A 12,190-nucleotide genomic window follows, 5' to 3' on the forward strand; every position below is an offset into this window, starting at 1 on the left:
AGTCTTAATTGTAGATGGAGAGGGTCTCCCGGAAATAGTATCTGAGACTACTTTTCTTGGTCTTCTCTCCCCGGCTTGCGGAGGCAAAACGCTCCGCCCCTTTTGGGGAACCTTTTGTGGAAGAGGAAGAACCTAGGCGCCTTGGGCCGCCCCCTGTCCACCCATCTCCCCAACTAAGGCTCTTGATGGAAATCCGGGGATCCCTGCCAAGCCAGACTGGGGGATCCCTCTCCGGCCAGATTGTCCTCCACCTGAAATCCAGGGGGCCATTCTTCGCTATCGCGCACCCGCTGCACCACCTCTTGGGGCAGCACGACCCCCAACTGCCGGGCAGCCATGGCCACCACATCCCCCCGGTCGATCAAGCCAGCAATGGCGCCGGTGGGCGTGAAAACCAAAATGCGGCGGGGTTCTGCCTGGCGCATCATCTGAATCACCTGGGGAATGGGGGTCTCTTCTCGTACCCCCTGCAGTTGCTCCATCGGCTTGAGAATGGCTTTCAGGGTGAGGCGATCCCACTGGCTGCGCTCGATGTCGTTGAGCAATTCTGGCCTGACCAGCCCACGGTAGCGGCCATCTTCCTCAGCAAAATAAACGTCCGCCGGTTGAGTTGGGGCTTCCGGCCTGAGAGAAGAAGGCACCAGATAGCGATCCACAAACTCCCGCAGGCTCATGTTCGCGTCCAAAACCCGAAACTGGCGGGTCATCACATCTGCAGCTTTCAGGCGGGCCAGCACCTGCTGCAGTTGCGCGTACTGGCTGTAGCGGCGGGCGGTGTTCAAAATAAACAGGCCGATCAACCCCACCCAGAGGCCGTTGAGGCTCCCCCAAAATACCACCAGCAGACCTAGCCCCACCAAACCCCAGCCCACCCCCTGGCCGGCTCGGGCCGCCCACAGCATACCCTTTTGCCGATCCCCTGTCCAACCCCAGATGGCCGCCTTGAGCATTTGCCCCCCATCCAGAGGCAGGCCCGGCAGCAGGTTAAACAGGGCAATCGTCAGGTTGATGGCAGCCAAGCTGGCAAGGGTTGAGGCCAGCATCGACTCCGGCACAGCCCAAGCCCGGGCCACGCTGAAGAAAACAAACAGACCCAAGCTGAGGAGAGGGCCTGCCACCGCCACGCAAAAAGCCCCAAGGGGGCGGGGAACTTCCCGCTCAATCGCCGCCATACCCCCAAAAATAAACAGGGTGATGGAGTTAACCCGTACTCCATAGGCGCGGGCCACCAAGCTGTGGGCCAACTCATGGGCCAGCAGAGAAAGAAACAACCCCATCGCCGTCAACACCCCGTAGGAGAGCACCAGCAGGAGGGCCGCCGGGAACCAGGTGTAGTCGATGAAAAAGGGGATCCCCCACAAGCTACCGATGCGCAGGCGACTGGTCATGACGATACAACTCCTTACACAGCTCTCACTGGGGAGAAGGCCCAGGAAGGTGCCGTTGAAGACGACAAGCAGCCCCTTAACTTGGGATCCCTCTCCTCCACTGTAGCCCTTCTGCCGGGCCTTCCGTTCCCTTGCGGCTCCCCCGGCAGACAGCGGGCCTGCCCTATCCCTAGAGGCTCTTAAAGATCTTCTCAGGGCACAACACTACCTACAACACCGGATCCCTGAAGATTGTGATAACGTGGTTGGGCATTGGGTCGGCGGGGTTGCCAACCGGTGCTCAAGAGTCGGAACTACCGAGCTTTGCAGAAGAGGTGTGGCTATGGTGTGGACTTCGTCCCGCTCAGGCGAACAGAGCAAAGAAGTACAGGGACTTGATCCCGCTGAAACGACGGGATCCCTGCCTCTGGGCGAGTTTCCGGCCACAGCCCCGGCGGCCAGCCCGGTGTTCTACCGCACCTACAGCCGTCGCCGCCCAGATGGCAGCCGCGAGACTTGGAGCGAGGTTTGCGATCGCACCTTGGCCGATATTGCCCGGTTGGGGCGCTTCACCCCTCAGGAGCGGCAGTTGGTAGAACGTCTGCAGCGGCAGTTGAAGGCGTTGATCTCCGGTCGAGCCTTGTGGGTGATGGGCACCGACTGGATCCAGAAGCCGGAAAACTTCTCCGGTGCCTACAACTGCACCAGTTTGGCGGTGGTGGACTGGCGGGCCTTTGGCCTGATGATGGATCTGGCCATGATGGGCTGCGGCACGGGAGCGGTGCTGGAACCCCAGTTCATCCGCCAGTTGCCCCCCATTGTCAACCGCCTGCGGGTTCACGTGAAGGGATCCATCGGCACCACCCCTCCCGAAGAGCGGCAGGAGCACACCCGCATCCACCGGCAGGGATCCCAGGTGCACATCCAGGTGGGAGACAGTCGCCGCGGCTGGGTGGAGTCCTACCAAGCGCTGCTGGAGCTGGCGTCGGATCCCGGCTTTGGCGGTCAGGTGGACGTGACGGTAGATCTGAGCGATATCCGCCCTGCCGGCGAGAGGCTGAAGGGATTTGGGGGCGTGGCCAACCCCATTAAGCTGCCCGGCTTGTACGAGCGCTGTGCCGCCATCCTCAACAGGGCAGTAGGGCGGCAGTTGAACTCCGTGGAATGCTGCCTGCTCATTGACGAGGCGGCGGTGGTGGTGGTGGCGGGAAACATTCGTCGTAGCGCTGGCATTCGTCAGTTTGCTGCCGACGACCAGCTGGGATCCACCGCCAAAGACAACCTCTGGCAGCAGGACGAAAACGGCAACTGGAGAATTGACCCCGAGCGAGATGCCCTGCGCATGGCCAACCACACGCGGGTGTTTCACCGCAAGCCGACGCGGGAAGAATGTATTGAGGCCGTGCGGAAGCAGTTTTACTCCGGTGAGGGCGCCATCCAGTGGGCCGGGGAAGCCGTAGCACGGGCCAATTGCGACCTTATCCCACCCGACCTAAAACCCGACTTTCTCAAAGCCTATGAGGCAGGAACGGCCCGAGAATGGCTAAAGGGACGGGATCCCTCCCTAGGGGAAGAGGAACTTCAGGATCGCCTGTGGCGCTATGGGCTGAATCCCTGCGTGACAGCCGATACCTGGGTGCACACGGGCGATGGGCCGCGCCAGGTGAGAGACCTGATTGGGAAGCAGCACAGCACCTATGTCAATGGAGAACTATTCAGTACCACACCGGAGGGGTTCTTCTACTCCGGTACCAAGCCTGTGCTGAAGCTTTTGACCAAGGAAGGGTTCTCTCTGCGGCTGACAGGCAACCATCGGGTTCTCAAAGTCACCGCTCAAACCCAAAAGGCACAATACACCGAGTGGGTACCGGCAGAAAGCCTACAACCGGGCGACCGCATCCTGCTGCACAACCATCGCGATCTCACCCCGTGGGATGGGGCGGGTACCTGGGAAGAAGGCTGGCTTTTGGGGAATTTGCTGGGTGACGGTAGCCTTACGGCAACCCCGTGGAACGACACGGCTTTATTACGCTATTGGCAAGATACCCAAGCCGAAATGAGCCAGTATGCGATTCAGCTTTTGCAAACGGCAGTGGGTTACGAGCCCCGCCAGCCAGAGGCATATCACTATGCGCAGCTTGGGTTGCGGGTTATCGGCTCCAGGGGGTTGGCAAAACTGGCGGCCCAGTTCGGCATGAGGCCCGGACAAAAGCAGATGACAGAGGCGCTCGAAGCCACCAGCTTCCAGTTTCATCGAGGCTTCTTGTGCGGGCTCTTTGATGCGGATGGCAGCGTGCAAGGTAATCAGGAGAAAGGGGTTAGCGTGCGGCTCTCTCAAAGCCATCTGGGTACCCTCAAAGCGGTTCAGCGCATGCTGGCGCGGCTGGGCATCATTGCAGTTTTGTATGAGAATCGCCGTCCTGCTGGATATCGCCTGCTGCCGAACAGTGCTCGCCAACCTGCACCATACGCTTGCAAAGCCCAGCACGAATTGGTTATTGCCAACGACAACTTGCATCTGTTCCAGGAATGGGTCGGCTTTCGGGAACCGCACAAAGCCCAAAAGCTAGAGGCACTGCTGAATGGCTACAAGCGCCAGCTCAACCGAGAGCGGTTTGCTGTGACGGTTGCTGCCCTTGAGGCAGACGGGGTAGAGCCGGTGTATGACTGTACTGTCCCCGGCCCAGCGTGCTTTGATGCCAATGGGTTTGTTGTCCACAACTGTGGCGAGATTATTGGCCACACATTCCATTGCAACTTGGCCGAGATCCACCTCAACCGTTTGGATCCCCACAACCGGCAAGAGCAAGAGGAAGCCTTCACGGCGGGAGCCCTCACGGTGGCAGCCCTACTCCACCACCGCTTTGTGGAACCCCGCTTTCAGCGTTCGCGGGAATGGGATCCCATCGTCGGCGTCTCGTTCACAGGCCTGTTCGACTTTTGCGTCAAAGCCTTTGGGGTTGAATGGCTGCGCTGGTGGCAGGAAGGGAGACCCGATACCCCCATCGGGAAGGAATTCAAGCAGCAGGAGCGGGAATACCTCAGCCGCTGGAAGGAGATCGTCCACCGCGTGGTCTGGGACTACTGCGACCGCCACAGCCTGCGCCGCCCCAACCGCTGCACCACGGTTCAGCCCGCCGGCACCAAGTCGCTGCTCACCAACGCCTCTCCCGGCTGGCACCCGCCCAAAGCCCAACGCTACATCCGCCGCATCACCTTTGCCAAAAATGACCCGGTGGCGCTGGCCTGTCTGGACTATGGCTACTCGGTGGTACCTGCTCAGGCGGACAAAGATGAAAACGGGAACTTGCTCAACGACCCCTTTGATCCCCGCTGTACCGAATGGCTGGTGGAACTGCCTGTGGAAGTAGAATGGGCCAACCTGCCCGGTGCTGGCCAGATCGAGATCGAGCAATTCTCGGCCCTGGCCCAGTTTGACTTCTATATGCAGGTTCAGAGGTACTACACCACCCACAACACCTCCGCCACCATCGAGCTGCGGGAGGACGAGGTGGAAGCTCTGGGATCCCGTATCTACGAAGCCATCCGCGACGACGAGGGCTACATCAGCGCAGCGCTGCTGGCCCGCTTCGATGCCCCCTTCCCCCGCCTGCCTTTTGAGAAAATCGACAAGCCCACCTACGAACGACTGGTGGCCGAGGTCAAGCAGAGACGGCGGACAGATAACTTCTTCGCGGCCCTGGCCCGCCACGACCGCAACCTGACCCTGACAGCAGAGGGGCCGGCAGGGTGTGACGCTCTGGGGTGTCTGTTGCCAGATTCGGCGCCTCAGAGCTAGTTCCCCAAAAGGGTTCCCCCTGCTGCCGACCAACCCCATCGGATGCAAAGGCGCGACCGAGCTCCCTCCTGTGATACCTTTGTAGGGACTCCTCACAACCCCAGGGATCCCTTCTGCCCTTGGAATCGGCCCCATGCAAGACGAAAAAGACACGCTTCGCCAACAGCTTCTCACCCTGCAAAGCGAGGCCCTCGCCCAAGTGGAACAAGCTGACGGTCTGGAGGCTCTGGAACAGATCCGCATCGACTACCTGGGCAAGAAAGGTAAGCTCTCCAAAATCTTGGGGGGAATGGGGAAGCTGCCCCCAGAAGAACGGCCTGCCATTGGCGCTTTGGCCAACACCTTTAAAGAGGCCCTCCAATCCAGTCTGGAGCAGCGCAAACAGGCCCTTGGTGAAGCTCAACTGCTGGCCCGCCTAGAAGCAGAGCGCCTGGATGTCACTATGCCCGGGCCCCGTCGGCCTCTGGGGCGGATCCATCCGCTGCAGGCCACCATCGACCGCATGCTCGATATCTTTGTGGGAATGGGCTACACCGTGGTGCATGGGCCTGAGCTCGAGACGGAGTACTACAACTTCGAGGCCCTCAACACCCCTGCCGACCATCCGGCGCGGGATATGCAGGATACCCTCTACCTGGCCAATGGCTACCTGATGCGTACCCAAACCTCCTCGGTGCAGGTGCGCTACATGGAGCAACACCAGCCGCCGCTGCGCATTGTGCATGCCGGTCGGGTGATGCGCCGCGATACCGTGGATGCCACCCACTCCGCCGTGTTTCACCAGATGGAAATTTTGGCGGTGGGCGAGAACCTCACCTTTTCCGACCTGAAGGGCACCCTCAACACGTTCATCACCCGCCTATTGGGCAAGCGAGAAACCCGCTTTCGGCCCAGCTATTTTCCCTTTACCGAGCCTTCTGCTGAGATGGACGTGCGCTTTGGCTCGAAATGGCTGGAAATCTTCGGCTGCGGCATGGTGGATCCCAATGTATTTCAAGCGGTGGGCTACGACCCGGAGCGCTACACCGGATTTGCGGCAGGGATCGGCATTGAGCGGATGGCCATGCTCCTCCACGGCATTCAGGATATCCGCCTGTTTTATACCAGCGACCTGCGCTTTCTGTCTCAGTTTTAGGTGGCTATTGGGGGACGAAACCCTCACCCTCAGCTGTGCCAGACCTTCGAAAAAACCTCTGTCAGGAAAAGGTTTGCTTGTAGATCAACTGCAATTGTTCTAGCTCATCTTGGCGGGCAGCACGGCGCAGCAGGCGCATTTGCTCTTCGATGAGCTGGCGAGCCTCATTACGGCTAATCGGATCGAAGACCAACTCCTCCATGGCAGCAGGATCCCCGCTGTTATCCGGCGGCCTGAAGTAAACCCGAAAAAAGAGCCTTTGGGCGTAGAGCGTGGTGAAGAGAGCCTGATTTTCGTCGACCTGACACAGGCTGTAGAGCAGACCAAATGTGGGGTGATTCAGATACAACTCATTCATGCCCAATAGCGTATCACTCTTGGGAGAGAGGAGAGACTTTTCTTCCCGGTCGGTGCCAGAGAAAGTTCTGGAAATGATGTGGCTATGGCTCTTGAGACCAAGGGCTTAAATCACAAGTTCCGCCCAGCTCGATTTTGGCCGTTGCGACTGGATTCAACATTAGCAAACTAACAAGATTTTGGGTCAGGCTGTTACCGCCGCTGCTGTTCCCGCACCTTCCTCTTCGTGTCATTCAATTCGTTTTCCACCTCTAGCTGACGAAATTGCTCTTCCAATTCATCCCAAGCCTCGAAAGGTTTTCCCCAAGGGCTGAAATTCCGGTCCGGGTTGTCGATGCCTTTGGCTTGCGCGGCTCTTACCTCCTGCAGCTTAGCCTTCACTTCTTGGCGGCGCTGGCGAATCTGCGGCAGCAGGGCTTCCATTTGTTGGATTTTCTCCTTTTGGGCTTTCATTTGACCCCATAGCTGGCTGCCCCTCTCCAACAGCTCAGCCTCCCGGCGTCGCGCTCCTTCGGCCAGATCGGGGCGATTGGCCCGCTGCGCCTTCTCAATGCGAAAGTGCCAGGTTTTGATCTCCTCAGCCAAGTTGAGAATGCTTTTTTGGAGAGCCTCCTCTTGGACGCGGCTTTCCTGCAACAGCTGCAGGGTATCCGATTCCTGCTGGCGCAACTGCTCATCGAGGGCTTGCAGCTCGATCTCGGGGTGGGCCCTGAGAAATTCCTCCAGGCGGGTTTCCAAAAATCGGATGATATCTTCGATCAGTTTCATGGACGGATCCTCTTCCCAAGCCCTCAGTTGCGTTTAGAGTAGCCCAAGCTGGGCCATCCTAGATAGGGTTATCCCATGCCCGTTTAAGACATTCCCTTCGACCTTCACCCAAAGTGAGGCCAGGGATCCATCCGGCACGCCAGTTCACCGCAACTGGGAACCGCCCAACTGCCCCCAGGCGGATCCCTCTCAATCCAGCAAACGGCCATCCCCAACCCGGATAATGCGCTGGGCGGCCTGGGCTACTTCAAGGTCATGGGTGACCACGACCAGGGTGATGCCCTGCCGGTGGAGCTCCGCAAAAAGGTTCAGCACTTCCTGGCCGGTATGGCTATCCAGAGCCCCAGTCGGCTCATCAGCCAGCAACAGTTGGGGTCGGTTGACAATGGCACGAGCAATCGCCACCCGCTGCTGCTGGCCGCCGGAGAGTTGGGCCGGACGCTGCTGCAGTTTGCTCCCCAAGCCCACTTGTTCTAGGGCTTGCTTGGCCCGCCGGCGTTGCTCCGGCTCCGGGATCCCAGCATAGGCCAAGGGCAGCATGACGTTCTCCAGCGCTGTCAGGACGGGCAGGAGATGGAACTGCTGGAAGACAAAGCCGATTTTTTGGTTGCGAATGTGGGCCAAATCGCGATCGGTCAGGGTGGAAACTTCCACCCCATCCAGCCAGTAGCGCCCTGAGCTGGGCCGATCCAAGCAGCCGATGAGGTTCATCAGGGTGGATTTGCCGGATCCAGAGGGCCCCATAATGGCGCAATACTCTCCCGGCTGGATCGCCAAGTCGATATCGTAGAGGGCCTGAAAACTGCCCTCCGGCAGTGGATAGACTTTGTTCACCCCAACCATCTGCACTACGGGCGGGCTGGCCGCAGCCAAGGCCTCGGCTGGGCGCTCCAGGGATCCGACCGGCCCACGGCGATGATTTGCCCAGGAATCTTGCTCAAGCATGGTTGGCACCGCGACTTGCCCCATTCTAGCCTTTGGGCTTCCCTGGCTTGACGGCTAACCGGAAGAGCGGATCTCCTGCGGCTGATGGTAGGGGCAGCTCCCCTGGGGATCCACCCTGAGGCGGTAGAGGGGGGAGCGTTCCTGATCGCAGCGAAAGGCTTGGGCTTGGGAAGTCAAGATCTGGCGGGCAAAGCGACAATTTTGGCACTTTTTGCCACCGTGATGACTGGATACAGAAGGCTGTTTTGGACGCGGCACGATCCCTGCTGGAGAAGGGGCAGCCTCTGCCGGGCGGATCAGCTCCCGTGGAGAAAGGCCGCGCAGCACCAGTTCGGATCCCTGCCAGCGGGCTTCCACCAGGCCGGTATCGGCCCAGGCCAGCCAACGGGGATCCTGGGTAATCTGGGGCGGCAGACGCACCTGTACCCCCGCCAAAGTCCGCGGCGAGCCCTGCTCCTGCCAAACTTCTTCCACCTCCCCCTCGTAGCGCACAGCGGGATCCGTGACCTCGGCAGGAGAATCCGGGAGCTTGACCGGGGTTTGCAGGCGGCCATCGGGCAACTCCAGCCAATGCCCAGGCTGAGGGCAGTGGACATGGTAGCGATTGCACAGCTCCGGCAGATCCGCCAGATCCTGAGCCTGCTTGGGGTCGGCGTGAACCAAGACCAAATGCTGGGGGCGAAAGGTGTGGATGATCTGGGTGAGATGCCCGACATCGTTGTGGCTGTGCCAGGTTATCCATTCAACGGCAATGCGGGAGCGCAGCGGCGCCGGCCAACGCTCAAACGGGGTAGCCAGCTCCACTTCCGGCAGCCGCACCAGCAGACAGGAGCGCTGCGGTTGGGCCAACAACCTCGACCAAATTGGATCCCAAGCCTCAGGCCCGGCATCGGCGTCGCACAGCAGCAAGCCTTGGGGCAGAGGATCCGCTTCGGTAAGGGGCTGAACCCGCGGCTGCAGGCGGTCTTCCCAGAACAAGGGCTGGTAGGTGGCGAAATTGCGCACCGGCTCCGGCAGGTAGGTGAGCAAGCGCTCGTAGAGATTGCAGCCTGCCGCCAGCCCCGGCGCCACCCATATCTTGAGCTCTTGGGGGGCTTGGGTAAAGCGGTGGTGGGCTTTGAGGAGAAAGATCAGCTCCTGCCCCAACCCCAACACTGGCAGGGGAAACAGCACCGTTTGCCCCGCTTCCAAGGCGCTGAGCAACCGCTCCACCAAGCGATTTTCCAGGTGACGACGGGGTGGATGGCGGGTGGATCCCAGCGAAGCCTCGATGAGCAACACGTCCGGCTGCCAGTGGCGCAAAGCAATGAGATCCAAGCCGGGGGCAAAGCGAGTTGAGGCCAGGGAACAGTCGCCCGTGTACACGCAGGCTTGGGCCGGAGTGGTTTGGGTATTTTGCAGCAGGGTTGCCGCCGCTCCCGGCAGATGCCCAGCCGCAAAGAAAGTGAGCATCAGATGGGGCAAAATCTCTCGCGCCCGGCCCAAAGGCAGCGCCCGAAAGGGGGGAAAGCGAATGTCCCGGTCGTAGCCTGGCCAAACGCCACACTCCCACAGACCGGCGGCCAAATGAGCAGTCACCGGCGTGGCGTAGAGAGGTACCTGAGGGTAACGACGATGAAAAGCAGGTAGCCCTTGCACATGGTCAAAGTGAGCATGGCTGCAGATTACCGCATCCGGGATCCCTGGCAGAGCCTTAAAGAGGGCAGGAGCGGGCAACCCGCAATCGAGAAGCAAACGGTGGGATCCCATCTCCAGCCAATAGGCACAGCCCTGCTGCCAGGGATCCGTACCCAGGGGGAGCAGTCGAAGGGGGGGTCTCTCTGACTCCACAGGTGTGTCGTTCTGAACCTAGAAGACCGCGTTCAATCCTGCAAACAGGAGGGGCGACTTGGCCAGGGATCCCCCCTCTCCACCGGTACACCTCCCCGGAGAGTTGGAGACAACCTGTGCCGATCCACTTATCCTACACTTCTCACAGCATAGCGTTTGCCCACCATCTGCCGCGGCAGCCTGCCATTTCATCCATGCAGCAGCTGAATGGATGTGGGGATTTGGTTTTGCGATGAACTTGTCTTGGCTTGGCAGCCTATGGGTCGGCGCTCTCTTCTGTCGCCGCAGCGGCGCTGCTGCTGGGAAAAGCAAAGCCGGCAAAATCGTGATCGTCGGGGCGCACCGTCAGGATCATCAGGTTGTAGAAGGCCCAGACCAAGCCAAACAGCAGCTCAGGCCAAGAGGGATCCCAACTGCCGGCAGAACGCAGGGATCCCACCCCCATAGCCAGAAAAGTCAGCACAATAGCCAGAGCCTGAGGTCCTAAGGAGAGCTGGGAAGGCTGCTCGGGATAGGGGGGCACTCCCTGCAGACTTTGCACCAGCGCCTGGATGGACTGAAAAAACTGGCTGCCCGTCTGCCGTTCCGACTGCCAAGCTGCCCCCCACAGATGGGGGGGAAAGGCCAAGAGCCAACTGATGCGCCCCAGGAGAGCATAAGGCAAAAACCACGCGAAGAAGACCCGGTCAAAGGCCGGCACCAGCATCCACCCCGTGCAGAGAAAGACCATCGGCACCGCCAAGTAGACCAGCTCCGCCATCCCACCGGCAGCCCAGAGGGCCAGCCACAGGTATTGAAAGCGCTGCTGCTGCGTGGTCGGCTTGCCCCAAAAGGGATTTTCCCTCAAGGCCGAAAACAAAGCCAGCAAAGCAACGCGGCGGTTGCGCAAGGGCAACAAAACACCCGTAACCTGGGTTTGGCGAACCAATTGAGACTGCCAGCCGCGGCAGTGCATCTGACACCCCAACTGCACAGGGCGACGAATGTCGATCCGCGGGATCCCTTCCAAAGCCTTGCGCCGGATGAGACAGCCAGAACCCAACAGGGGTGCCGCCTGGTAGCCCTGGGATCCCACCGCCAAAAGCTGTTGCAGGGGGTGAACGGCTCTGGGCTGGCCTAGGGTGCGCAGCATTGCCTGCACAAAGCCAGTTCGGTTGACAATTGGAGCCCGCTCCGGCGAGTCGTAAAAGTGGGGCAAGGTCTGCCACAGGAAGTCCCGCTCGAGAAAATGGCCCGGCTGTACTAGGAGGAGATACTCCCCTTGGATATGAGGGGATCCCATCGCGTAAGCCAGGGGGTCGGCTGTGGGGCTAGGGCAGGCCCAGTATTCGCAGGGAATGGCCCGCGCCGCCTTGGCCATCTCCTCATCCTCTACCCGATCCACAATGTGGACAAACAACCGCTCCCAAGGGTAGTCGAGGTGCAGAGCCGAAAGCACTGTTTGCCGGGTTGCCTCTACGGAATCCCACTGGCGCAGCACCAGTACATCCACCCGCGGCAATTGGAAAAACGACCGCCGCAGGACCTCTGGGGATGGGATCGTCTCTCTCGGCACTTGGGGATAGCGGCTGAGGGTAAAGCCCACCGCCGCCAGCCAAACATACAGCTCTGCCCCCCAAAACAAAAGGGATCCCAAATCCATCAGCCCGGCTGTCAGTCGCCAGTAGAGGTACATCACCCCGGCAATGAGGTGAAGCAACCCTGCCCAGCGAAACAAATACACCCGCATCAGCTTTCTGCCTTCCACGCTTTTGCCATTTTCGCCCCTAAGTGGTCAGGGATCCCTAGCTCCTCTTCTCTTCCGGCTGGCCCCAATCCTCAAGAACGAAAAAAGTTCAGGAATCAGCAACAGCAAAACCCTGTCTGCTCTGGAGCAGACAGTTTTCAGCCCGGCAAGCAGCTTGGTCGACAGAAGCGAGAATCTTCTCTTGCGGAAGAAACTGATACATTTACGCTGAGCACTGCTGAACATCACTGTTCAACTATGCA

At 60.0% G+C, this 12,190-nt stretch carries 8 protein-coding genes; 2 read left to right on the forward strand and 6 right to left on the reverse strand.

Annotation, left to right across the window (positions count from 1 at the left end):
* Positions 1–173: 173 nt before the first annotated feature.
* Entirely contained in the window at positions 174–1,388 is a 1,215-nt protein-coding gene (locus NW815_RS02295) for a site-2 protease family protein (protein ID WP_414415672.1), read from the reverse strand.
* Between the two features lie 322 nt (positions 1,389–1,710).
* Between NW815_RS02295 and nrdJ the strand changes: the two genes are divergently transcribed.
* Both nrdJ and pheS read left to right on the forward strand, forming a co-directional pair.
* Positions 1,711–5,166 carry a ribonucleoside-triphosphate reductase, adenosylcobalamin-dependent gene (gene nrdJ, locus NW815_RS02300; protein WP_414415673.1) on the forward strand — a complete coding sequence of 1,152 codons (3,456 nt, stop codon included), beginning with the start codon at positions 1,711–1,713 and terminating at the stop codon, positions 5,164–5,166.
* A gap of 133 nt (positions 5,167–5,299) precedes the next feature.
* A complete protein-coding gene (gene pheS / locus NW815_RS02305; RefSeq protein ID WP_011432376.1) occupies positions 5,300–6,301 on the forward strand; it encodes a phenylalanine--tRNA ligase subunit alpha in 1,002 nt (333 codons plus the stop codon).
* Positions 6,302–6,362: 61 nt separating this feature from the next.
* On the opposite strand, the gene NW815_RS02310 is transcribed toward pheS, so the two are convergent.
* From NW815_RS02310 to NW815_RS02330, 5 genes are all read right to left on the reverse strand, one after another.
* Positions 6,363–6,659, reverse strand: coding sequence for a PipX family protein (locus NW815_RS02310; protein ID WP_011432377.1), 297 nt, complete (start codon positions 6,657–6,659; stop codon positions 6,363–6,365).
* 191 nt (positions 6,660–6,850) lie between these two features.
* The gene (locus NW815_RS02315; protein ID WP_414329872.1) at positions 6,851–7,426 is read right to left on the reverse strand and encodes a TIGR04376 family protein; all 576 of its coding nucleotides are present in this window, start codon (positions 7,424–7,426) and stop codon (positions 6,851–6,853) included.
* A gap of 189 nt (positions 7,427–7,615) precedes the next feature.
* Positions 7,616–8,371 carry an ABC transporter ATP-binding protein gene (locus NW815_RS02320; protein ID WP_011432379.1) on the reverse strand — a complete coding sequence of 252 codons (756 nt, stop codon included), beginning with the start codon at positions 8,369–8,371 and terminating at the stop codon, positions 7,616–7,618.
* Between the two features lie 54 nt (positions 8,372–8,425).
* Complete coding sequence (locus NW815_RS02325; RefSeq protein WP_414387851.1) at positions 8,426–10,201, reverse strand: MBL fold metallo-hydrolase; 1,776 nt, start codon at positions 10,199–10,201, stop codon at positions 8,426–8,428.
* 256 nt (positions 10,202–10,457) lie between these two features.
* A complete protein-coding gene (locus NW815_RS02330; RefSeq protein WP_414415674.1) occupies positions 10,458–11,948 on the reverse strand; it encodes a cellulose synthase in 1,491 nt (496 codons plus the stop codon).
* Between the last annotated feature and the right edge of the window lie 242 nt (positions 11,949–12,190).

The organism is Synechococcus sp. R6-7, assembly GCF_047461695.1.
In the GTDB taxonomy this organism is placed as follows: domain Bacteria; phylum Cyanobacteriota; class Cyanobacteriia; order Thermostichales; family Thermostichaceae; genus Thermostichus.